Genomic DNA, 22,544 nt, shown 5'->3' with positions numbered 1-22,544 from the left:
TCTCCCCATACAGGCGGGGAAAGATACCTCAATGCTATTCCGCCGCCATCGCCATTTCCGAGCGCACCACCGCCCGCAGGCTGTCGATCGGCTGCAGGCCGTTCCGCGTCTGGATGTGCCAGAACGTCCAGCCGTTGCAGGCGTCGAGCCCCTGCGCCAGCGCGCCGGCCTTGTGAATCGAGGCCACGGTGCCGAGGCCCGGCGCGGTTTCCAGCGAGAGCGTGCCGTCGGCGCGTACCAGCGCCTTGAAGCGCGCCCGCGCATCGGTGAGCAGCGTGCCGGGTGCGAGCAGCCCGCGCTCGATCAGCGAGGCGAAGGCCACGCGGGGAGCTTCACGCGCACTCGGCGCCGGGGCCAGCGCCTCCTCGGGCAGCGGCACCGCCGCATCGATGCGCGCCTGCGCGGCGTCGGCATAGGCGGGATCGCGCTCGATGCCGATGAAATGCCGGCGCAGCTTCTTGGCGACCGCCGCCGTGGTGCCGGAGCCGAGGAACGGGTCGAGCACCACGTCGCCGGGCTTGGAGGCGGCGAGCAGGATGCGGGCGAGCAGCGCCTCGGGCTTCTGGGTCGGGTGCACCTTGTGGCCGTCGCCGTCCTTCAGCCGCTCATGGCCCGAGCAGATCGGGAACAGCCAGTCGGAGCGCATCTGCACATCCTCATTGGCCGCCTTCATCGCCTCGTAATTGAAGGTGTAGCCGCGCGAATCCGGCTCGCGCGCCGCCCAGATCAGCGTCTCGTGGGCGTTGGTGAAGCGGCGGCCGCGGAAATTCGGCATCGGGTTGGTCTTGCGCCACACGATGTCGTTGAGGATCCAGAAATTGAGGTCCTGCAGCAGCGCGCCGACGCGGAAGATGTTGTGATAGGAGCCGATCACCCACAGCGTGCCGGTGGGCTTCAGCACGCGGCGCACGCTCAGGAGCCAGGCGCGGGTGAAGGCGTCATAGGCCTCGAAATTCTCGAACTTGTCCCAGGCATCGTCCACCGCGTCGACGCGGCTGTCGTCGGGGCGCTTCAGTTCGCCCTGGAGCTGGAGATTATACGGCGGATCGGCGAACACCAGATCGACCGACTGCGCCGGTAGCTTGGCAAGCTCGGCGATGCAGTCGCCGCGACGGATGGTGTCGAGCGGCAGCCGCGAGTCGGGATTGCGCGAGTCGGGACGGTTGGGACCGGAGAGGGGATTTTCGACGCGCGATGCCCGGCGGGCGCCGCCATTACCAACCAGCTTCATGAACCCCAACCCGACACTCGAGGACGCAACACCGCAACACTGTCCACAATCTCGGTCGGGCAGGGTAAAGACCGGGTAAAGGTATCATCGGGAAACGCGCGATTGGCGGAAACCCCCTCTTCATGGATGCGGCTCGACTGGCACGGCGACCTCCTCGCCGCGCGCTCGATCCGCTTCGCGCTCACGGTCATGGCGCCGATCGCGGTAGGGCTGACCGTGGGCGTCGACACCTGGCTGATCTACGCCATGGTCACGTGCATCCTCGCCTTCGCCATGGATACTGGCGGGCCGGCACGCGAGCGCCTGCTCGTCTTCGCGGCGGCGGGGGCGGTGATCGTGCTCGGCGCCGGGCTCGGCACGGCGCTGGCCGGGCACACCGGGCTGGTTGTGGCCGGCTTCGCCGTGGTCGGCGCGCTCTACGCGCTGGTGGAGAGCCTGCATCCTGCTGCGGCGGCCGGCGCGCGATTCCTGTGCCTGACGCTGGCGGTCGGGGCAATCTACGCGCCGCTGGAGGCGAGGGATGTCGGCGTGGTGGCGGGATTTGCCACCTATGCCTTTCTGGTGTCGCTGGGCTGGGATTGGCTGACCGGCATTCCCCGTCCTTCGACGGCGCCGTCGCTGCCGGAGCTGCTCGCCCGTCTGCGCGCGACCGAGCGCGCGCGCTGGGTGTTCGCCGGCGCGGTGGGAACCGCGGTTCCGCTCGCCTTCCTCACCTGCCTCGCGCTCGGCCTGCATCGGCCCTATTGGGCGCTGATCGCCATCGTGATCGTGCTCCGGGCGGACGCGCTGTCGAGCCGGCGGCTGATGGCGCAGATGCTGCTGGGTACGCTGCTCGGCATCGCGCTGGCGGTGGGTTACGGGCTGTTGGTGCCCTACCATGCCGCGCTGCTGGTCGGCATGGCGTTGGCGGCGCTGCTGCGCTGGCCGGCGGAGCGCCGCAGCGGCGCGCTGGGCACGGCGGCGCTCACCGCCTTCATCATGCTGCTGCTGGAGCTGGTCGCTGGCACGCTCGGCCGCGCCGAGCACGATATCGCGGAACGGCTGATCGACGTGATGGTCGGCTGCGGCTTCGCGCTGGTGGCGCTATGGCTGGACCGGCTCGGGCAGGCCGTGCTGCGGCGGTATGATCGTTAGGGCAGCATCCACAGCACCGGCAGCAGGCCGGCGTCCTGCGCCATCTCGATGCCCTCGGCCAGCGGGATCGAGGCGAGGAACACGCAGGCATCGACAAAGGTGCGCACAACCAGCTGCGGGCGGATTTCCAGCGTCGTGGTGTTGCGCCACAGCGCGGGGTTCGGGATGAAGCGCGGCACCCGCGCCTTGTAGGCGAGATAGGCCTCCCCGAAGCGCTCGGTGAGGAAGCGCTCCTCCTTGCGCACCACGATGGCGAACACCAGCACGGTGATGACCGCCGCCGCCAGTGCCGCCGTCACGCTGCCGAACTGCGCGCCGGCACCGGCCGCGCCGATGAAGGAGAACACATAGAGCGGGTTGCGGCAGATAGAATAGGGGCCGAGGTCGACCACCTCCGCCTTCTTGCGCCCGCCAATATAGAGCGAGCACCAGGTGCGCCCGAGGATCGCCAGCACGATCAGCGCCCGGCCGATGGTCTCGATGATCTCATGCAGGCTGGCATCGCCGCTGTCGGGCCACAGCGAGGCGCCGAACAGCAGCGCCGAGGTCGCGAGCGCGCCCAGAGCCAGCAGCACGGTCTTGCGAACGCTCTGCACGGCGGCGATGTCGAAGCTCGGGCGGGTGGCGTTCGGCGCGTCGTTCATAGTGGGCCCTGCATGGAGAAGTCTCCTTGAAGGGCCGGCTTATGGTTTTTTTCAGGCGGCGCCGGCCGGCCGCCGGTCGCGCAGGCCGAGCCCGGCCATGACCAGAGCGAGGCCCATGGCGTGATAGAGGTGCAACTCCTCGCCGAGCAGGCTTACCGCCAGCGCCGCGCCGAACACCGGCATGAGCTGGAGGAACTGGCCGGCGCGTAGCGGGCCGAGCACGCAGACGCCGCGCGCCCATAGAATGAAGCCGAGCGTTGGCAGCGTCGCGACATAGAGCACCAGCAGCGCCGCATTGCCGCCGAGGGCCGGCCCGGTGGCCGCCAGCTCCCAGATCGCGAAAGGTGCCAGCGCAAGGAGGCCGAACGGGATGCTCACGGTCAGCGCCGCCGCCGCCGAAAGGCCGGAGGGAAAGCGCTTCAGCACCACCGCATAGAGCGCGAAGGCGCTGATGCCGAGGAACAGCACGAGGTCGCCCGGCTGGAAGGCGAGGCCGAGCAGATTGCCGATATCGCCGCGCAGCACGATCAGCCCGACGCCGGCGGTGGAGACCGCGAGCGCGATCCGCGAGCGCAGGCTGGTCTTCTCGCCCAGCACCAGCCAGCCGAGCAGCCCGACCAGGATCGGGGCGCTGGAGCCGATCAGCGAGCCGTTGACCAGGCTGGTATGGGCGAGGCCGGCATAGATCAGGACGGTGAACACCGCGATGTTCAGGACGCCCATCGCCGCCCAGAGCGGCCAGCGGCGGATGAGTTCGTCCTTCTTGACGCCGATCTCGCGGGCGGTGAAGGGCAGCAGCACGAGGAAGGCCAGCAGCCAGCGCGCGGCCGAGAAGGTCGCGGGCGGCACCAGATCGGCGGCGAGCCGGCCGGCGAGGAAATTGCCGGACCACAGCAACGCCGCCCCGGTGAGCGCCAGCGCGGCCAGCGTCGCGGGCGAGCGGCCCAAACCCACGCGCCGACCCAGCGCGGCGGTGCCGGAAGTGAGCGGAATCAAGGTGTCTGCCACGAATGCCATGACGTCGCCTCCCAAGGTTCACGCGCTGCGGAATGTCGATATAGGTCAGTATGAATGACCTATTGCGGCATGTCCTTGCGATGTTGGGACGGCGGCGCAGCTGTTTTGGCAGATTCTGCCGCTCAGCCGGGGATTCTGGTGGGTCTCGTATCGCTGCCTGCTTTTTCGGCAGCGGATTCGGGCGCGTGTTCCCGTCAATCGGATCGCTTCGACCCGCTGGGATGTGGCTCCACGGGCGCGGCGCGCAGGTGGTCGAGCGGCAGCGTGCCGCTCTCCTTCACCCGCTTCAGCGCCAGCGAGGAGCGCACGCCGCGCACGCCGGGCAGGCCCATCAGCCGGTCATGGGCGAAGCGGGCGAAATCGTCGAGGTCCTCGCACACCACATGCAGCATGTAGTCGCTGTCGCCGGTCACGCTGTAGCAGGCGATGACCTGCGGCAGCGCCTTCACCGCCGCCTCGAAATCGCGCGCCGCCTCCTCCACCTGCCGCTCCAGATGGACATGGATGAAGGCGAGCACGCCGAGGCCGAGATGGCTGGCGTCGAGCCGGGCGCGATAGCCGGTGATCAGCCCTTCCTCCTCCAGCCGCCGCGTGCGCCTGAGGCACGGCGAGGGCGAGAGGCCGATGCGCTCGGAGAGTTCGGCATTGGTCAGCCGCCCGTCCTCCTGCAATTCGCGCAGGATGCGCAGGTCGAACATGTCGAGCACGGGCGGGCGCATGGCTCTGTCTCCGTAACGGCGGATCGTGGCAGGATCGGCTGCGTGCAGTGAGTTTGCCGGCAGAGCGTGCCGCTTCGCAATGCGGCTTTCGGGGAGGGGCGGGGCGGACACCTCCGCATTCTCATCCCGGGCAACGCGCAGCGTGGAACCGGGATCGCTCCCCGGTCCCTGGAGCCATCCGTGATGACGTCCACGAGGGGCGGGCAACCCGACAAATCCCCAACATCTCGTGTCTGCCGCCCGCTCTCCCACTTGAACTTGTGGTTGGGAAGCCTCACGCTCAGGGCCATGAGGTTCACCCGCCTGCGCCTTGTCGGCTTCAAGACCTTTGTCGAGCCGACCGACATGCTGATCGAGCCCGGCCTCACCGGCGTCGTGGGACCGAACGGCTGCGGCAAGTCGAATCTCGTCGAGGCGCTGCGCTGGGTGATGGGCGAGAACTCCTACAAGGCGATGCGCGCCGAGGGGATGGACGACGTCATCTTCGGCGGCTCGACCACGCGGCCGGCGCGCAACACCGCCGAGGTGGTGCTCACCATCGACAATGCCGAGCGCGACGCTCCGGCTCTTTTCAACGATGCCGACGTGCTGGAAGTCTCGCGCCGCATTGAGCGCGAGGCCGGCTCGTCCTACCGCATCAATGGCCGCGAGGTGCGCGCGCGCGACGTGCAGATCCTGTTCGCCGACGCCTCCTCCGGCTCACGCTCGCCGGCCATGGTGCGTCAGGGGCAGATCGGCGAACTGATCGGCGCCAAGCCCTCCGCGCGCCGGCGCATCCTTGAGGAGGCCGCCGGCGTCGCCGGCCTGCACGCCCGCCGCCATGAGGCGGAGATGCGGCTGCGCGCCGCCGAGACCAATCTCACCCGGCTGGAAGACGTGATCGGCCAGATCACCGGCCAGCTCGACGCGCTGCGCCGCCAGTCGCGGCAGGCGAGCCGCTACCGCACGGTTTCCGGCGATATCCGCCGGCTGGAGGCCACCCTGTTGTGGCTGCGCTGGCTGGAGGCGACGTCTGCGCTGTCGGAAGCGGCCCGCGCGTTCGATCTTGCGGTGCGCGAGGTCGCCGCCCGCACGCAGGCGCAGGGCGAGAGCGCGCGCGAATCGGCCGTCGCCGCCCACGGCCTTCCGGCGCTGCGCGAGGCGGATGCGGCGAAGGCCGCCGCCCTGCAGCGCCTGACGCTGGCGCGCGGCGAACTCGACCGTGACGAGGCCCGCGCCGGCTCCCGTCGCGAGGAGCTGGACCGTCGGCTCGCCCAGCTCGGCGGCGACATGGAGCGCGAGCACGCCCTGGCCCGTGACGCTGACGAAGTGCTGGAGCGGCTGGCGCAGGAAGACGAGGAACTGCGCATCGCGCAGGAGGACGCGCTCGGCCCGGAGGAAGAGGCCGCCGGCGCCCGCGAGGCGATCGCGGAAGCGCTCGCCGAAGCCGAGCGGGTGTTCGCGCAGGCCACCGCCGCCAATGCCGAGGCGCTGGCCCGGCGCGGCGCGCTGGAGCGCGCGGTGCGCGAGCAGTCCGACCGCCTCGCCCGGCTTGAGCGCGAGCTCATTCAATTCGCCGAGCAGGCCCGCGCGCTGGAAGCGGGGCTGGACGCCAGCCGGCTCGACACGCTGCGCGAACGCGCGGAGATGGCGCAGGATGCCTTCGCGGAGGCCGAGAGCCGCGCCGTCGAGGCGGAAGATGCCCATGGCCTCGCCCGCGCCGGGCTCGATCAGGCCCGCCGTCCGCTCTCCGAGGCCGAGCGCGCGATGCAGCGGCTCGACGCCGAGGTGCGGGCGCTGATGAAGCTCCTGGACATCGGCACGCCCAAGCGCTGGGCACCGGTTCTCGATGCCGTGCGGGTCGCCCGGGGCTTTGAGGCCGCGCTGGGCGCCGCGCTCGGCGACGATCTCGACGCCCCCGCCGATGCCGGCGCGCCGGTGCACTGGGCGCTGACCGACGCCGCCTCCGACGCCGCGCTCCCGGCGGGCATCGCCTCGCTCGCCGCCCATGTCGAGGCGCCCGCCGTGCTGGCGCGCCGCCTCGCGCAGATCGGCGTGGTGGCGCGCGAGGACGGGCCGCGTCTCGCCCGTTCGCTCGCCCCCGGCCAGCGTCTTGTCTCGGTCGAGGGCGATCTCTGGCGCTGGGACGGCTTCACCGCCGCCGCCGAGGCCCCGACCGCCGCCGCCCGCCGCCTTGCCGAGCGCAACCGTCTTGCCGATCTCGAAGACCAGCTCGGCACCGCGCGCGCCGATGTCGCCCGGCTACGGCAGGGCGTGGAAGCCGCCGAGGCCGCCCTGCGCGCCGCCGGTAGCCGTGAGAATGCGGCCCGCGAGGCCCGTCGTGCCGCGCTGCGCGCCATGGAGACCGCCCGCGAGGAATTCGCCCGTGCCGAGCGCGCCAGTGCCGAGCAGGCCGCGCGGCTGGAGGCGCTGGCCTCTTCCCGCGAGCGCGTCGAGTTCGACCGCGAGACCGCGATCGCCGCGCTCGACGAGGCGCGCGAGCAACTGGACGCGCTCGCGCCCACCGCGCAGGGCGAGGCGCTGCTGCTGGAGGCGCGGGCCCGCGTGGCGCAGGAGCGGGCCGCCCTGGCCGAGGCTCGCGCCCGGGCGGAAGCCTTCACCCGCGAGCGCGAGCAGCGCGCCCGCCGCCTCGCCGTCATCGTCTCGGAAGCCGCCTCCTGGCGCCAGCGTGCCGGCGGCACCGGCGAGCGTCTCGCCGCGCTGGAAGCGCGCCTTGCCGAGGCGCGGGGCGAGCGCGAGGAGCTGGAGGACGCCCCCGCGGCATTCGCCGCCCGCCGCCGGGCGCTGCTGGACGAGACCGCGAAGGCCGAGACGGCCCGGCGCGAGGCCGCGGACGCGCTGGTCGCCGCCGAGCGTGCGCAAGGCGAGGCCGAGCGTGCCGCCCGCGCGGCGCTCGAAGCCCTGTCCTCCGCCCGCGAGGAGAGCGCCCGTGCCGAAGCGAGGGCGGAGGCTTCTCGCCAGCGCCGCGAGGATTTGATTCGCGAGATCGCCGACATGCTGGACGGCCCGCCGGAGAGCGCGCGTGACATTGCTGCCTTGGAGGACGGCGCCAGTCTGCCGGAGGTGGCGGGCGTCGAGGCCGAGCTCGAACGGCTGAAGCGCGACCGCGAGCGGCTCGGCGCGGTGAACCTGCGCGCGGAGGAGGAGCTTGCCGAGGTCGAGGGCCGCCAGCAGGGGCTCGCCGCCGAGCGCGACGACCTCACCGAGGCGATCAAGCGGCTGCGCCACGGCATTGCCGGGCTGAACCGCGAGGCCCGCGAGCGGCTTCATGCCTCGTTCGCGGTGGTGGACGGCCATTTCCGCCAGCTGTTCTCCACGCTGTTCGGCGGCGGCGAGGCCCAACTCGTGCTCACCGATTCGGACGATCCGCTGGAGGCCGGGCTCGACATCATCGCCAAGCCCCCCGGCAAGAAGCCGCAATCGCTGTCGCTGCTGTCCGGCGGCGAGCAGGCGCTGACTGCGATGGCGCTGATCTTCGCGGTGTTCCTCACCAATCCTGCGCCGATCTGCGTGCTGGACGAGGTGGACGCGCCGCTGGACGACGCCAATGTCGAGCGCTTCTGCAACCTGCTGGACGAGATGCGGCGTCTCACCCAGACCCGCTTCGTGACCATCACGCACAATCCGATCACCATGAGCCGGATGAGCCGGCTGTTCGGCGTGACCATGGCCGAGCGCGGCGTCTCCAAGCTGGTCTCGGTCGACCTCACCACCGCCGAAAGCTTCCGCGAGGTCGGCTGAGCGCCCGCGCGTGGGGGAGCGTTCAGGGAATCTGGTATGCCAAAAGCGGCGGCCCGAGCTTCCCTTGGTGCCGCCGGGCGTGAAAAGCCCCTGCGACAGAGCGTCCACCCCCTATTTTTCCTGATATATTCCAATGACTTAAAAGATGTGATCGCGTCCTTGACACCCATTTGGGCGAACACTATGGTGCGCCCGGTTTCGGGGGTTGGGAAACCTTCTCCGACAAAGGCCGGGCACAGATGATGGGCGACCGAGGCAAGGCGGACGACCAGCACGGGAAAGACGGATCGGATCTTTCCGATTCCGAGCTTTCGGGCAGGCTTCGCGGACTTGAGCATGCGCTGGACAAGGTGCGTGCCGAGCGCAAGGCGGAGACGGCGGCCTCGTCCAAGGTGGACAGGACGTCGGCATCCGCCGGCATGACGCTTGCTTTCCGCTTGGGAAGCGAGTTCGTAGCGGGGGTTCTGGTCGGCGCAGGCCTGGGGTGGGGCATTGATCGTCTGTTCGGCACGGCGCCGTGGGGGATGATCGTTTTCCTGCTGCTCGGTTTCGTGGCCAGCGTGCTCAACATGATGCGCGCGGCCGGCGAGACTGGAAAGAACAAGACCCCGCACGGCGGGGCATGAATGCGAGCGGCGCGGCCTGCCGGCGGCGTCAGGACAATGGGGATGAGCGCCCGCGCGGGTGTCTCATGTTGAGGGCAGCGACCGGCGATGGCGACTGAGATCGATCCGATCCACCAGTTCCAGATCTTCAAGATCGTGGACCTGGGGACTCCGGGCGGCATTGAGCTGGCCTTCACCAATTCCGCCGCCTTCATGTTCGGCATTGTCGCCCTGGTCTTCTTCTTCCTCACCTTCGCGACCCGCGGCCGCACCCTGGTGCCGAGTCGCCTGCAGTCGCTGGCGGAGATGTCCTACGAGTTCGTGGCCTCGAATATCAGGTCCACGGCCGGCAATGAGGGCATGAAGTTCTTCCCGCTGGTGTTCTCACTGTTCATCTTCGTGCTGGTGGCGAATTTCGTCGGCATGATTCCTTACGCCTTCACCGTGACCAGCCATCTCGTGGTCACCGCCGCGCTGGCGGTGCTGGTGATCGGCACCGTGATCGTTTACGGCTTCATCCGCCACGGCACCCACTTCCTGCACCTGTTCGTGCCGTCGGGCGTGCCGGCCTTCCTGCTGCCCTTCATGGTCGTGATCGAGGTCATCTCCTTCCTCTCGCGCCCCATCAGCCTTTCGCTGCGTCTGTTCGCCAACATGCTCGCCGGCCACATCGCCATGAAGGTGTTCGCGGGCTTCATCGTGATGATGACCGCCGGCGGCGCCGTCGGCTGGCTGGGCGCGGTGCTTCCCCTCACCATGGTCGTGGCGCTCACCGCGCTCGAATTCCTGGTCGCCTTCCTGCAGGCCTACGTCTTCGCGGTGCTGACCTGCATCTATCTCAACGACGCGCTGCATCCGGGTCACTGATCGGCGCGCTCGCGGGAACTTTATCCAAGTCCTTAACTCAATTAGCGAATTCAATAGGAGAAGACCATGGATCCGATTGCCGCCAAGTTCCTCGGCGCCGGTCTCGCTTGTCTCGGCATGGGCCTTGCCGCTATCGGCGTGGGTAACATCTTCGGCAACTTCCTGTCGGGCGCCCTGCGCAACCCGTCGGCGGCCGACGGCCAGTTCGCCCGCGCGTTCATCGGCGCGGCGCTCGCCGAAGGTCTGGGCATCTTCGCGCTCGTCGTCGCGCTCGTCCTGCTCTTCGTGGTCTGACGTTCCGGCGGAATTCGGGCGGTGCGCGGCGAGAAGCCGGCGCCGCCCGTCCTGCTTTGATCGAGGAAGCCTGAACCATGTCTGAGACCCTGGGTCCGGCGACTATCGTCGTCGCCTCGACGGAAGTTGCGCAGGCCGCGCCGCACGCTGGTGGTCCCACCGTCGTCAACGGCGTCGAGATTGCCGTTCCTCCCGGCGAGGCGCATGGCAGCACCTTCCCGCCCTTCGACGTCCACACCTTTCCCTCGCAGCTCATCTGGCTGGCGATCGCCTTCGCGGCGCTCTACCTGCTGATGAGCCGCATCGCGCTGCCGCGCATCGCCAATATCCTCGAAGAGCGCCACGACCGCATCGCGGACGATCTTGAGGAAGCCGGCAAGATGCGCGCGGAGAGCGAGGCGGCGGCCAAGGCCTATGAGGCGGCGCTGTCCAGCGCCCGCGCCAAGGCCCATGGCATCGCCACCGAGACCCGCGACACGCTCTCGGCGGAAGCCGAGACACGCCGCAAGGCGCTGGAAGCCGGGCTCGCGGACAAGCTGTCCACGGCCGAGGCCCAGATCGCGTCCACCAAGACGGCGGCCATGGCCAATGTCCGCGGCATCGCCGTGGATGCGGCCGGCACCATCGTCAGCACGCTGATCGGCACCGCTCCCGCCCCGCAGGCGGTGGAGACGGCGGTCGATCAGGCCATCGAGAAGTGAGGGAACGGCCATGGGTAGCGATACTTTCTGGGTAGCCGTCGCCTTCGTCATCTTCATGGGGATCGTGATCAAGGCCGGCGCGTTCTCGAAGATGGGCGCGGCGCTCGACCAGCGTGGCGAGCGCATCCGCGCCGAGCTGGAAGAAGCCCGCCGGCTGAAGGAAGAGGCGCAGAAGCTGGTCGCCGAATATAAGCGCCGCCAGCACGAGGCCGAGGAAGAGGCGGAGACCATCATCTCCACCGCCCGCGCCGAGGCCGAGCGTCTCGCCACCGAGGCCAAGGCCAAGCTGGAAGACCTGATCGCCCGCCGCACCAAGATGGCGGAGCAGAAGATCGCCCAGGCCGAGGCGCAGGCGCTGGCCGACGTGAAGGCCGCGGCGGCCGACGCGGCGGTGAAGGCGGCGGAAACGCTGCTGGCCGCCCATGTCGTCGGCCAGACCGCCGACCGCCTCCTCGATGATGCGGTGTCCGAGGTGAAGACCAAGCTCAACTGAGCGCCGGTCTCCCATCCTGAAGTTTGAACGCCCGGCCTTGCGCCGGGCGTTCTGCTTTTAGGGCGGCGCTCTGGCCCGCCTGTCGAGGCCGGGCCACGCTCCACACCTTCGGCGTCACGCGAGTGAGCGACGCGAATCGTATTCCGCGTCGCTCGAAAACCCCTAATTCACGCTCACCGCGAGTGTGTAGCGGCAGCTCTGGCCTTCAAGGATCGCCGCGCGCATCTGGAACACCGAGAGCTGGTAGGCGGCGTCCGCCGGCAGCGTGCCGGTGAAGGCGCTGCCGCCGGTGGTGCCGTTGAACAGGAACGAGCCGTCCGGCTTCGAGACGTCGAAAATGCAGGCGTCGCTGCCCGCAGTGCTCAGCACCACGGTCAAGGTTTGCCCGGCGCGGGCCTTGAGCGTGTAGATCGCCGTGTCCGACCCGCCCACCGTGCCGGAAACGCTGGCCGAACTGGTGCCGGGCGCGAAACGCAGCGCCTGCTGACTGTCGGCCGCGCGGGCGGGAGGGGCCATGAGCGCCAGTTGCGCCAGTAGGCCAATGCCGGCCATGGCCGCGCGTCCGCCCCACGCGTTGCGCGAGCGGCGCGGCGGGCCAGCCAGCCTAGCTGCCATCATCCCGCCCTCGCGCGGCGAATGAGCGTCGCGAACCGCCATGAGGCGGGTCTGTCCGTCGAGGCTGTCGGTCATGATCGGGCCTCCCGCGCTCGGCCCCCGTCGGCCGTGGTCCGAGAGGATAGGACGCCGGTGCCGCCCGTCGAGGGCAACGCCGCGCATTTCCTTCACAAACGCCGCTCTCAGCGCAATCGGCGAGATCCCGGACGCCCCCGGCTCAGCTGGTCCAGCGGCGGGGGCGGTAGAAGGTGTGCTCGCCGATGCGGTCGAGCTTGCGCATCTCGCTGATCCAGTTCGGCCGCACCGAGCGGGCGTGGTAATGGGTGGCGCGGCCCACCTTCTCGTCCCAGATGCGTCCGTCCAGCATGTCGTCGGCGATGCGCCGCGCCTGCTGCCAGAGCTTGGGCTCGGTCACCACATCCTTGATGTTGTCGCAGGCGAAGGTGAACTGGCAGGCGAGCTTGCGGTGCGCGTTCTGGTAGACCGCGCGGCAGATATCGGCGGGGTAATAGCCCGAGAACACCCGGTTCATCACCACCTGCGCCACCGCGACCTGCCCGCGCTCCGGCTCGCCGCGGCTCTCGAAATACACCGCCTCCGCGAGGCATTTCAGCGAGCGTTCCAGGCGCTTCCCGGCAAGGCCGAGCCGCTCCGCCGGGCTCGGGCCGCTGCGCACGCGGGTGTCGGGCTCGTCGGATTTCTCCGCCAGCGTGGTGCCGCTGTCGGGCAGGGGCGCCACGGCGTGCAGGAAGGGCTGCGGCGGCAGGGCCTCGCGGTCCAGCGAGAAGATGAGCGCGCTCTCGCGATAGATCGGCGTCGACGGGCTGAACGACACCGCCGGCGTCTCGCGCGCGCCGGCCTCGCCGGGATCGATCCGGTCGCCGCTCTCGTCGGGCCCGAGCGTGATCGCGTCGGCTTCCAGCTCGGTCGGGTCGCCGGTCGGGTCGCCCGCCGAGATCGAATCGACACCGCCGAGCGCCAGCGCGGTGCGGTCCGCCGTGTCGGTCGCGTCGTCGGCGACATCGTCGGCTTCATGCGGGTCGGTGCCGATGCCGGCATCGGCGGTGGAAATGCCGGTGCCGGTGGCGCTGCCCGCCGCCATGGCTGTGCCTCTGCCGAAGGTGGGATCGCCCGAGGTGGAGGTGCCGGCGCCTGCAACGGTCTCGGGCGTCTGCTGGCCGGCGCGATCCTCCGGCTCGATGGTCTGTTCCTCGCGGGCTTCCAGCCGGTCGGCCTTGGGCGAGCGGTTCACGTCGTTCAGCGTGCCGCCGATCCGGGGCGGCGCGTCGATCGAGGTGCCGAGCAGCGGCGAGTGGGTGGAGGGCCAGGCGAAGGTCGCGGCCTTCAGCGTATGGAAGGCGCCGGAATAGACCGAGAGCCGCGCCCGCTCGGCAATGCCGGGCTGGTGAGCGAGCAGGCCGGCAATGTCCTGCCGGCCGATGCTGGTGGAGGCGCCGAGCGTCCACGCGACCAGCAGGCCGGCCCAGAGCCCAAGACGCCGATATCGAGTGACCGCCCCCATGCGACAACGCCTACGCAACAATCCGCCCGCAACAATCCCGTGGCCGGCCGTGTCGCTCCTGCCACAGGCAAGGCATCGCGCGCCGACAAATATGGTTGTCGCAGATTAACCTTGCGGGGCGGTTAACGGCCTTGCGGAAGCCAGCATCGGCGCCGATCGGCGGCCGGGCCTCGTTCAGCGCGGGGCGGCCGCGCGCTCCAGCCGGTCGCGAATCCCTTCGCCCAGCCCCTCGCGCGGCAGCGGCACCACGGCGATCCCGGAGGCGCCGGCCGCGTCGAGCGCGCGCAGATGGGCGAACAGCCGCGCGGCCGCCTCGATCAGGTCGCCCGCGGGGCTGAGATCGAAAATCGCGGCGGCGCGCTCGCTTCCGGCGGGACGCGCCCCCGCGAAGGTCAGCAGCGCCTCGCCGGGGTGGACCTCGTGCGCGTCGAGCCGCACCGGCACCGAGGGCGCGTAATGCGAGGCCATCATGCCCGGCGCGATCAGGTCGTCGGCCTTGCCCTGCGGCGTGGCGCGGCGGGCGAGTTTTGCACCGAGCACCTGCTCGATCGCTTCGCGCGCGAGCCCGCCGGGGCGCAGCAGGGCGGGGGGCGAGATCGTGCAGTCCAGAATGGTGGATTCGATGCCCACGGCACAGGGGCCGGCATCGAGCACGAGGTCGATGGCGCCGTCGAGATCGGCGAGCACATGCTCGGCCGTGGTCGGGGAGACATGGCCGGAACGGTTGGCGCTCGGCGCGGCGATCGGCCGGCCGGCGGCGGCCAGCACCGCCCGCGCCACCTCATGGGCGGGAACGCGGATGGCGACGCTGGAATGGCCGGCGCGGGCCAGTTCGCTCGTCGCCTCGGGGATCGCCGGCACCACGAGCGTCAGCGGGCCGGGCCAGAACCGTGACGCCAGCGCCAGCGCCTCGGGCGAGAAATCGCCGACCCGCTGCGCCGCCTCGATATCCGGTACATGGGCGATCAGCGGGTTGAAGGAGGGGCGCCCCTTGGCGGCATAGAGCCGGGCCACCGCGACCGGATCGGTGGCGTCGCAGGCAAGGCCGTAGACGGTCTCGGTCGGCAGCGCCACCAGCCCGCCGGCGCGCAGCACCCGCGCGGCCTCCGCGATGCCGGCCGCGTCCGCCGCCAGCCGTCGCGTGGTTGGCGGGTTCGGCGCGGGCCGATAGGATGCGGGCTCGCTCAACGCGCTCATTCCTTCCGCCGTCGCGGCCTGCTGCCCGGCTCCCGCGCCCGGCTCCTGCAAAAGCCGGCTCGATAAGGGTTTGCCGGGCCATGGTCAACCGGCGGGGGGGCGGCGCGAAAAAACCGTGCGACCGTCCGGGTCCGGCTGGCCCGACCTTCGCGCGTGGCATATCGTCCACCACTTCCTATATCTGAAACAAGACCAAACGCCTGCCGCAGTACCGACGCCGCAGCACCGACAGGGGCCCAAGGAACGCCAATGACCACCCTTCTGATCCAGCACGACGCCTGCCTCGACCATCTCACCCCCTCCGGCCACCCGGAGCGGCCGGACCGCGTGCGCGTGCTCAACCGCGTGTTCGAGGCGGAGAATTTCGCTATGCTCGCCCGTGAGCAGGCCCCGGTCGGCGCGCGCGAGGATATCGTGCGGGTGCATCCGGAGGATTTCGTCGCGGCGCTGGAAGAGGCGATGCCGACCGAGGGGCTGGTGCGGATCGACGGCGACACGGTGATGTCGCCCGGCACCGGCGAAGCGATCTGGCGCGGGGTCGGCGGCGCGGTGCTCGGCGTTGACGAGGTGATGTCCGGCAAGGTGGCGAACGCCTTTGTCTCGATGCGCCCGCCCGGCCACCATGCCGAGACGCGCACGCCGATGGGCTTCTGCCTGTTCAACAACGTCGCCATCGCCGCGCGTCATGCCCAGAAGACCTATGGCATCCACCGCGTCGCCATCGTCGATTTCGACGTGCACCACGGCAATGGCACGCAGGAAATCTTCTGGTCCGATCCGTCCGTCATGTACGCCTCGACCCACCAGATGCCGCTGTTCCCCGGCACCGGCGCGGTGGGCGAGCGCGGCACATCGGACAATATCGTCAATGCGCCGCTGCGCGCGGGCGATGGCGGCGAGCAGTTCAAGGAAGCGTTCGAGAGCCGGATCCTGCCGCGGCTGAACGCCTTCGGCCCGGAGCTGGTGATCATCTCCGCCGGCTTTGACGCCCATACCCGCGACCCGCTCGCCACGCTCAACCTGCTGGAAGATGATTTCGCCTGGGTCACCAAGAAGCTGATGGACGTCGCCGACAAGCATTGCGGCGGCAAGATCGTCTCGGTGCTGGAAGGCGGCTACGACCTTGAGGGTCTCGCGCGCTCCGCTTCTGCACATGTGACGGCGCTGATGCGCGGCTGATCCTGTATAAGCGGGGCCGGAAACGGATTCGCGAACAAGGGAGAGCGCCATGACCGATGCGGCGGATGTTGCCGGCCTGAGCTTCGAGAAAGCGCTGGCCGAGCTGGAGACGATTGTCGGCAAGCTGGAAGCCGGCAATGTCCCGCTTGAGGAATCGATCGCGCTCTATGCCCGCGGCGAGGCGCTGAAAGCGCGCTGCGACGCCCTGCTGAAGGACGCCGAGGCGCGCGTTGAGAAGATCACCCTCAGTGCCGACGGTCGGCCGGGCGTGCAGCCGCTCGACCCGCAATGAGCGGCGCGACATGACGGTGCGCCTGCGCGCCCATCATTTGCTGTGCCTGCTGACCTATGTCGGCAAGGGCTATACCCCGGCCTTCGTCGCCCATTACGACAAGGTGGTGGCGCGGCTGGAGGCGGGGGAGGCGGTGGAGCTGGTGGAAGGGCCGGACGAGATCTGCGCCCCGATGCTGGCGGATGGCCATCACTGCTTCAATGCGAGCATAAAAGAGCGCGACGCGCAGGCGCGCGAGGCGGTCGCGCTCTGGATCGGCCGGTCGCTGGAGACGGGCGCGCGCCTCGCGCTCGACACCGCGACCATCGCCCGGCTGCGCGCGGGCTTTGCTGAAGGGACGATCCGCGCCGCGTGCCTGGGCTGCCAATGGGCGCCGCTCTGCGACGATATCGCCGCCTCCGGCTTCCGCGCGGTGCGGCTGCACGGCGAGCACGGCGCACCTGGTCTCAGCTCGCCTTCGCCTTGCGGCATCCGTCCGGGTTGAACACCCGCACGGTTGAGGGCGGGTTGGCGGCAAGCTTGGCCGCCGGGCGCACCGGGCGGCGCACCAGTTCGCCCCCGCAATTGGGGCAGGCGCCGCCGAGCACCTTTTCCGCGCAGTCCGCGCAATAGGTGCACTCGAAGGAGCAGATGAACCCCTCCCGCGAACCGGGCGGCAGGTCGCGGTCGCAGCACTCGCAGCCCGGTCGCAGTTCCAGCATCGCGCCCTCTTAGAAAATGCCCGGCACCACCCGCGCGGTGCGCTTCATGTAGTCCCGGTATTCATCCCCGAACGTGTCGAGCATCATGGCCTCCTCGCGCCCGACGCGGAAGGCGAAAAGAATGCCGAAGCCGATGAAACCGGCCGGGCCGGCGATCCAGTTCGGGATCAGGATCAGCTGTGCCAACGCCCACAGGAAGAACGCCGAATACATCGGGTGGCGCACATGGCGGTACACGCCGCCGGTGATCAGCTTGTGGCTGTCCTTGATCTCCAGCGTCACCGACCAGTTCTTGCCGAGGTCCTTGTGGGTGCGGCGGAACAGCCAGAGGCTGAAGATGAACACGGCGGTGCCGAGCGCGAACTGCACGATGGAATAGGGGTAGTTCGCGAAGTTGAACACGCGCGAGGTCGCCCACAGCAGCGGCACGATGCCGAGCCCGCAGGTGGAGCACAGCAGCAGCACGGTCTCGCGCAGCCGGTCGCGCGCGTCGACCACGCGCTCGCGCTTCACCTTGCGCTCGAACGGGATGCGGATGAGGTACCAGCCGATCACGCCGGCGGCCCAGACGATCTTGGCGGCGAGGAGGAGGTTCATGAAAGGTCCGTCAGTTGGGCGCGTCGCGACGCGAGCCGTCCGGCGCGAAATGGCCGATCGGTCCGTCCGGGCTGTAGGTGAGGTTGGAAAAGCGGATCGGGCCGAGCGCGAACATGAAATAGTCGTAGGCGGCCGGGCGCTCATTGGCGAGCATGAACTGGTAATGGATGCGCATGGTTGACCAGCGCAGCTTCCGGAGCTTTTCCGGTGTCAGCATGGTCTTGATATTGGCGTTGCGCAGCACCGGGGCGCCGAGGCTTTCCCTGTCGAACTCGCTGCGCGTCAGCGCCACGGGATGGAACTTGTAGAAATTGATGGCGTCGTGCCGTGCCTGGTACTCCACCCAGTGGATGCCCTGCGCCGCGGCCACCCGCGCCGCCTGCCGGCGGATGCGCTCGCCTTCCGGGTGCAGCGCGAGCTTGGGGATGGTGGCGCCGCAGGTGAGCAGGTTCAGCCGCACCGGGCCGGCGGCGAGCGAGGGCTCGCGGTCCAGCACCCGGTCGAGCACCCCGAGCATCAGCGTCGCACCCAGGCTGTGGCCGACCAGCAGGATTTCGCCATAGCTGCCCGCGCGCAGCTTCTCGGTCACGATGTCGGCGAAGCGGTCGAGCCTCTGGTCGAGGATCGCCACCTCGGCGCGCAGATACTGGCGGGCGACGTCCCAGTCGTCGAGCGCCTGATGCAGCCGCCAGCGCCGGCCGGGCTGGTGGAACAGCCCCATGAACACGCCGGCCGCGACGAGGGCGCCGAGCAGCACCGCCGCGATTGTCGGCACGAAGGGCGCGGCCAGCGCGGCCGCGATCCCGCCGGCCAGCGCGCCGAGCGCCGCGAACAGGGCGATGATGACGAAGGGAAAGAAGAAGAACCCGCCATAGCGCGGGCTCGCCTTCACATAGCGCCCGGCCGTGCCGTTGATCAGGAATTCGAAGAGCGCCGCGAAGCCGCGCCATAGCCGCACATGGTTGGGCCGGTCGTCCAGTTCAACGACGATGTCCTCCCAGCGAAGGATGCCGTACTCGGTCTCTTGCCGCCAGTTCGGCCCATGGCTGCGCACATCCCAGCGCGCCAGATGCGCCGTGCCGTCGTCGAGCCGGTCGGAGACCTCCACCCCGAACGACCACAGCTGCGCGAAGCGCTGCGCCTGAAAGGCGAAGCGGCCGTGATGGTAGTCCATGTCGGTGGGGTCGTGGCCGGGCAGGAACAGCACCAGCCGGCGGGGCGTGGCCTCGCCGGTCGACTGCTGGCCCTCCACGGCCGATTCCGCGCTCGCGGGCGCTGCCTCATTCATGGAGCGGTTCTAACGGAAGCTCGGGCGCGACGCCAATCTTTGCGCCGCTGCCGGCGCCGGTCTCCACATGCGGTTTGACGCAAGGGCGGCGGCCGGCGGTATCGCGCACCGGCACGCCGGGGTGCGCCCGCGCGTTGCGCGGCGGGGACGCATTGTGTATGCCGTTGACCTTCGCCCAAAGGCCCCCATCTTGCTTATGGGACTGGGCGATAGACCGGAGACATTCTTGACCCGCCCCTCGACGCCGCTCCTCGATACGATCCGTGAGCCGGCCGACCTGCGTCGGCTGTCCGACGAGAAGCTGCCACAGCTCGCGGCCGAGCTGCGCGAGGAGACCATCGACGCCGTGTCCGTCACCGGCGGGCATCTGGGCGCGGGGCTCGGCGTGGTGGAGCTTACCGTCGCGCTGCATCACGTCTTTGATACGCCTCATGACCGGCTGATCTGGGATGTCGGCCATCAGTGCTACCCGCACAAGATTCTGACCGGGCGGCGCGAGCGCATCCGCACGCTGCGCATGGGCACGGGACTTTCCGGCTTCACCAACCGTGCCGAGAGCGCCTACGACCCGTTCGGCGCCGGCCATTCCTCGACCTCGATCTCCGCCGGCCTCGGCATGGCGGTCGCGCGCGATCTCCAGGCCGCGCTCGACCCGGAGGCGGGGCGGCGCAACGTGGTCTGCGTCATCGGCGACGGCGCGATGTCGGCGGGCATGGCCTATGAGGCGATGAACAATGCCGGGGCGATGGATTCGCGCCTCATCGTCATCCTCAACGACAACGACATGTCGATCGCCCCGCCGGTGGGCGCGATGTCGGCCTATCTCGCCCGCCTGCTGTCCGGGCGCACCTACCGCTCCCTGCGCGAAACCGCCAAGCAGCTCGCCGGCAATCTGCCGAAATTCTTCGGCCGGCAGGCGGCGCGGGCGGAGGAGTTCGCGCGCGGCTTCTGGACCGGCGGCACGCTGTTCGAGGAGCTGGGCTTCTATTATGTCGGCCCGATCGACGGGCACAATCTCGATCATCTGCTCCCGGTCCTGCGCAATGTGCGCGATTCCGAGGCGGGGCCGATCCTGGTCCATGTCGTCACCCAGAAGGGCAAGGGCTACCCGCCCGCCGAGGCGTCGGCCGACAAATATCACGGCGTGCAGCGCTTCGACGTCGCCACCGGCACGCAGAAGAAAGCGGTGTCCAACGCCCCGAGCTACACCTCGGTGTTCGCCGAGAGCCTCGTCGACGAGGCGCGGCGCGACGACAGGATCGTCGCCATCAACGCCGCCATGCCGGCCGGCACCGGGCTCGACCTGTTCGCCCGCGAATTCCCCGAGCGCAGCTTCGATGTCGGCATCGCCGAACAGCACGCGGTGACCTTCGCCGCCGGGCTGGCGACCGAGGGCTACAAGCCGTTCTGCGCGCTCTATTCCACCTTCCTGCAGCGGGCCTATGACCAGATCGTGCACGACGTGGCGATCCAGCGCCTGCCCGTGCGCTTCGCCATCGACCGCGCCGGGCTGGTGGGCGCGGATGGCGCGACCCATGTCGGGGCGTTCGACGTGCCGATGCTGGCCTGTCTGCCGGGCATGGTGGTGATGGCGGCGGCCGACGAGGCCGAGCTGGTCCACATGGTCGCCACCGCGAGCGCCTATGACGAGGGCCCGATCGCCTTCCGCTACCCGCGCGGCGAGGGTGTCGGCGCCGAGCGTCCCGCCCACGGCGTGCCGCTGGAGATCGGGCGCGGGCGCATCGTGCGCGAGGGCACCAAGGTCGCGCTGCTGTCGCTCGGCACCCGGCTCGCCCCCTGCCTTGCCGCCGCCGAGCAGCTCGGCGGCTTCGGCCTGTCGACCACGGTGGCCGATGCCCGCTTTGCCAAACCGCTGGACCGCGAGCTGATCCTGCGGCTCGCCCGCGAGCATGAGGTGCTGGTCACGGTGGAGGAGGGCGCCATTGGCGGCTTCGGCAGCCATGTGCTGACCCTGCTTGCGGAAGAGGGCGCTCTGGCGCGCGGGCTCAAGGTGCGCACGCTGCACCTGCCCGACCGTTTCCTCGATCACGACACCCCCGCCGCGCAGCTCAAGGCGGCCGGCCTCGATACGGATGGCATCGTGCGCGGTGTGCTCGGCACGCTCGGCCTCGGCGCGGGCGGAGTTAGCGCCGGCACGGCCGTGCCCGCCGCGCTGCTGGGCTGACGGCCGGTCGTGGCGGCGCAGGACAGTCCGGCACGCGAGCGCGCTGACCGCGTTCTGGTGGCGCGCGGCCTGTTCGACAGCCGGGCCCGCGCGCAGGCCGCGATTGCCGCCGGGCTGGTGCGCGTCGCTGGCCGGCCTTTGGTCAAGCCCTCCGACATGATCGACCCCGCCGCCAATATCGAGGCGCGCGAGGCCTATGAATGGGTGTCCCGCGCCGGCCTCAAGCTGGAAGCCGCGCTCGATGCCGCCGGGCTCGACGTCACCGGTCTTGAGGCGCTCGATGTCGGCGCCTCCACTGGCGGCTTTACGCAGGTGCTGCTGGCGCGCGGCGCCGTCCGGGTCCACGCGGTGGATGTCGGGCGCGACCAGCTCCACGCCCGGCTGCGCGGCGATCCGCGCGTGGTGTCGCTGGAGGAGACCGATATCCGCACGCTTGCCCCCGGCTCGATCCCGGCGGCCGATATCGTTACCATCGATGTCAGCTTCATCGGCCTCGGCGCCGTGCTGCCGGCCGCGCTGGCCCATGCCGGCGCTGACGCCCGGCTGGTGGCGCTGGTGAAGCCGCAATTCGAGGTCGGCCGCGCTCAACTCTCCAAGGGCGGCATTGTCAGGGATGCCGATGCACGGGCCGGCGCCGTCGCGCGGATCGAAGCGCTGCTTGCCGAACTCGGCTGGACCGTCTCGCAGCGCCTCGCCTCGCCCATCGCCGGCGGCGACGGCAATGAGGAATTCCTTCTGGTGGCGGCGCGGGCGACATGACGCCGCCCGCGCGGCTCTCATGCGGGGCGACGGGCCGGCGCGCTGCCGACCAGTGCCGTGGCGAGCTTCTCCGAGACATAGCCCAGCGCCGCGCCGGCGATCATCGAGAGGATGATCGTCGCCAGCGGGTTGGCGAGGCTGGCCTCGGTCAGCTTGGCAAGGCCGTCGGCCGCCAGCAGCGCGTAGCCCGCGGTGGCGGCATAGCCGTAGACCATCGCCGGAATCGCGGCGAAGGCCGGCAAGTTGGCGAGCAGGATCATCACCAGCACGCCGACGCCGACGCAGATGCCGGCCCAGACCGGCAGGCCGAGGCTTTCGCCCAGCCCGCCGCGACTGACCGCCAGCAGCGTCAGCCACGCCATCACCGCGCCGGCGACATTCGCCATGACGGTGGCTTTGAACCCGGCCTCCTTGCCTCCGCAGTGGAAGAAGCAGGCCCAGGCGATGAAGGCGGCCCAGATTTGCAGGCCGCCGCCGAGCGGTCCGAGGAACAGCCAGGTGGCAACGCCCCCCAATACTCCAACGCTTATGGCTAAGGCTGAGATAAGCGACATGTTTCCCCCTTTGCGTTGCGCTCAAGGCTTATTATTATGTGCGCGTGCTAAGTAAACGAGGCTGTCCGTTTGAAAAATAGGAATCAGCCTGCCGAACACTACAACAGTCTGATGCAATCGCCATGTGATTGCGTATCGAGTGATAAGTTGTCGCACGTCAATATTTGTTCAATACATAATATGCCATGCCTCATATCAGCGGTGCTCCC

At 69.7% G+C, this 22,544-nt stretch carries 23 protein-coding genes; 12 read left to right on the top strand and 11 right to left on the bottom strand.

The window, feature by feature from the left end:
• Positions 1–34: 34 nt before the first annotated feature.
• On the bottom strand, positions 35–1,231 hold the full coding sequence (locus tag VRZ77_RS00370) for a site-specific DNA-methyltransferase (RefSeq protein ID WP_414590727.1): 1,197 nt from the start codon (positions 1,229–1,231) through the stop codon (positions 35–37).
• Positions 1,232–1,333: 102 nt separating this feature from the next.
• On the opposite strand from VRZ77_RS00370, the gene VRZ77_RS00365 reads away from it, so the two are divergent.
• Positions 1,334–2,365 carry an FUSC family protein gene (locus VRZ77_RS00365; protein ID WP_414590726.1) on the top strand — a complete coding sequence of 344 codons (1,032 nt, stop codon included), beginning with the start codon at positions 1,334–1,336 and terminating at the stop codon, positions 2,363–2,365.
• Here the strand turns inward: VRZ77_RS00365 and VRZ77_RS00360 are convergent.
• The 3 genes from VRZ77_RS00360 to VRZ77_RS00350 form a co-directional block, all read right to left on the bottom strand.
• On the bottom strand, positions 2,362–3,009 hold the full coding sequence (locus VRZ77_RS00360; RefSeq protein WP_414590725.1) for a methyltransferase family protein: 648 nt from the start codon (positions 3,007–3,009) through the stop codon (positions 2,362–2,364). The two genes, VRZ77_RS00365 and VRZ77_RS00360, sit on opposite strands and share 4 nt — an antisense overlap.
• Positions 3,010–3,060: 51 nt before the next feature.
• Entirely contained in the window at positions 3,061–4,026 is a 966-nt protein-coding gene (locus tag VRZ77_RS00355) for a DMT family transporter (RefSeq protein WP_414590724.1), read from the bottom strand.
• Between the two features lie 194 nt (positions 4,027–4,220).
• A complete protein-coding gene (locus VRZ77_RS00350) occupies positions 4,221–4,745 on the bottom strand; it encodes an Lrp/AsnC family transcriptional regulator (RefSeq protein ID WP_414590723.1) in 525 nt (174 codons plus the stop codon).
• Between the two features lie 288 nt (positions 4,746–5,033).
• On the opposite strand from VRZ77_RS00350, the gene smc reads away from it, so the two are divergent.
• The 6 genes from smc to VRZ77_RS00320 all read left to right on the top strand — a co-directional run bounded on the left by smc (position 5,034) and on the right by VRZ77_RS00320 (position 11,446).
• Complete coding sequence (gene smc / locus VRZ77_RS00345) at positions 5,034–8,486, top strand: chromosome segregation protein SMC (protein ID WP_414590722.1); 3,453 nt, start codon at positions 5,034–5,036, stop codon at positions 8,484–8,486.
• 170 nt (positions 8,487–8,656) lie between these two features.
• Complete coding sequence (locus VRZ77_RS00340; protein WP_414590721.1) at positions 8,657–9,112, top strand: AtpZ/AtpI family protein; 456 nt, start codon at positions 8,657–8,659, stop codon at positions 9,110–9,112.
• A gap of 87 nt (positions 9,113–9,199) precedes the next feature.
• A complete protein-coding gene (locus tag VRZ77_RS00335) occupies positions 9,200–9,958 on the top strand; it encodes a F0F1 ATP synthase subunit A (RefSeq protein WP_241617958.1) in 759 nt (252 codons plus the stop codon).
• 66 nt (positions 9,959–10,024) lie between these two features.
• The gene (locus VRZ77_RS00330; RefSeq protein ID WP_013169186.1) at positions 10,025–10,252 is read left to right on the top strand and encodes a F0F1 ATP synthase subunit C; all 228 of its coding nucleotides are present in this window, start codon (positions 10,025–10,027) and stop codon (positions 10,250–10,252) included.
• 77 nt (positions 10,253–10,329) lie between these two features.
• Entirely contained in the window at positions 10,330–10,953 is a 624-nt protein-coding gene (locus VRZ77_RS00325; RefSeq protein ID WP_414590720.1) for a F0F1 ATP synthase subunit B, read from the top strand.
• A 10-nt stretch (positions 10,954–10,963) separates the two neighbouring features.
• A complete protein-coding gene (locus tag VRZ77_RS00320) occupies positions 10,964–11,446 on the top strand; it encodes an ATP F0F1 synthase subunit B (protein ID WP_414590719.1) in 483 nt (160 codons plus the stop codon).
• A 162-nt stretch (positions 11,447–11,608) separates the two neighbouring features.
• Here the strand turns inward: VRZ77_RS00320 and VRZ77_RS00315 are convergent, their stop codons facing one another.
• From VRZ77_RS00315 to VRZ77_RS00305, 3 genes are all read right to left on the bottom strand, one after another.
• Positions 11,609–12,136: a hypothetical protein gene (locus VRZ77_RS00315; protein WP_414590718.1), complete on the bottom strand. Its 528-nt coding sequence runs from the start codon at positions 12,134–12,136 to the stop codon at positions 11,609–11,611.
• 142 nt (positions 12,137–12,278) lie between these two features.
• Complete coding sequence (locus VRZ77_RS00310; RefSeq protein WP_414590717.1) at positions 12,279–13,583, bottom strand: cell wall hydrolase; 1,305 nt, start codon at positions 13,581–13,583, stop codon at positions 12,279–12,281.
• 174 nt (positions 13,584–13,757) lie between these two features.
• Complete coding sequence (locus tag VRZ77_RS00305; protein WP_414590716.1) at positions 13,758–14,780, bottom strand: L-threonylcarbamoyladenylate synthase; 1,023 nt, start codon at positions 14,778–14,780, stop codon at positions 13,758–13,760.
• Positions 14,781–15,029: 249 nt separating this feature from the next.
• On the opposite strand from VRZ77_RS00305, the gene VRZ77_RS00300 reads away from it, so the two are divergent.
• Genes VRZ77_RS00300 through VRZ77_RS00290 form a run of 3 tightly spaced genes read left to right on the top strand, consistent with a single transcriptional unit; the run spans position 15,030 to position 16,735 of the window.
• Positions 15,030–15,959 carry a histone deacetylase family protein gene (locus tag VRZ77_RS00300; protein WP_414590715.1) on the top strand — a complete coding sequence of 310 codons (930 nt, stop codon included), beginning with the start codon at positions 15,030–15,032 and terminating at the stop codon, positions 15,957–15,959.
• Between the two features lie 49 nt (positions 15,960–16,008).
• Complete coding sequence (locus tag VRZ77_RS00295; RefSeq protein ID WP_414590714.1) at positions 16,009–16,251, top strand: exodeoxyribonuclease VII small subunit; 243 nt, start codon at positions 16,009–16,011, stop codon at positions 16,249–16,251.
• Between the two features lie 10 nt (positions 16,252–16,261).
• Positions 16,262–16,735: a DUF1284 domain-containing protein gene (locus VRZ77_RS00290; RefSeq protein WP_414590713.1), complete on the top strand. Its 474-nt coding sequence runs from the start codon at positions 16,262–16,264 to the stop codon at positions 16,733–16,735.
• Here VRZ77_RS00290 and VRZ77_RS00285 read toward each other — a convergent pair.
• Genes VRZ77_RS00285 through VRZ77_RS00275 form a run of 3 tightly spaced genes read right to left on the bottom strand, consistent with a single transcriptional unit; the run spans position 16,698 to position 18,837 of the window.
• Positions 16,698–16,952 carry a DUF1272 domain-containing protein gene (locus VRZ77_RS00285; protein WP_414590712.1) on the bottom strand — a complete coding sequence of 85 codons (255 nt, stop codon included), beginning with the start codon at positions 16,950–16,952 and terminating at the stop codon, positions 16,698–16,700. The genes VRZ77_RS00290 and VRZ77_RS00285 overlap by 38 nt on opposite strands.
• A gap of 9 nt (positions 16,953–16,961) precedes the next feature.
• A complete protein-coding gene (locus VRZ77_RS00280) occupies positions 16,962–17,549 on the bottom strand; it encodes a protein-S-isoprenylcysteine O-methyltransferase (RefSeq protein WP_414590711.1) in 588 nt (195 codons plus the stop codon).
• A gap of 10 nt (positions 17,550–17,559) precedes the next feature.
• Positions 17,560–18,837 (bottom strand): hypothetical protein, encoded by a 1,278-nt coding sequence (locus VRZ77_RS00275; protein ID WP_414590710.1) that lies wholly within the window; start codon positions 18,835–18,837, stop codon positions 17,560–17,562.
• 226 nt (positions 18,838–19,063) lie between these two features.
• On the opposite strand from VRZ77_RS00275, the gene dxs reads away from it, so the two are divergent.
• Complete coding sequence (dxs, locus tag VRZ77_RS00270) at positions 19,064–21,022, top strand: 1-deoxy-D-xylulose-5-phosphate synthase (protein WP_414590709.1); 1,959 nt, start codon at positions 19,064–19,066, stop codon at positions 21,020–21,022.
• Between the two features lie 9 nt (positions 21,023–21,031).
• Positions 21,032–21,781, top strand: coding sequence for a TlyA family RNA methyltransferase (locus tag VRZ77_RS00265; RefSeq protein ID WP_414590708.1), 750 nt, complete (start codon positions 21,032–21,034; stop codon positions 21,779–21,781).
• A gap of 17 nt (positions 21,782–21,798) precedes the next feature.
• Here VRZ77_RS00265 and VRZ77_RS00260 read toward each other — a convergent pair whose 3' ends face one another.
• Positions 21,799–22,335: a DUF1097 domain-containing protein gene (locus tag VRZ77_RS00260; protein ID WP_414590707.1), complete on the bottom strand. Its 537-nt coding sequence runs from the start codon at positions 22,333–22,335 to the stop codon at positions 21,799–21,801.
• Positions 22,336–22,544 lie beyond the last annotated feature (209 nt).

This window comes from Ancylobacter sp. G4_0304, from assembly GCF_047501495.1.
Taxonomy (GTDB): domain Bacteria; phylum Pseudomonadota; class Alphaproteobacteria; order Rhizobiales; family Xanthobacteraceae; genus Ancylobacter.
The sequence above is the reverse complement of the archived record's forward strand: the minus strand, read 5'-3'. Positions and strand labels throughout refer to the sequence as shown.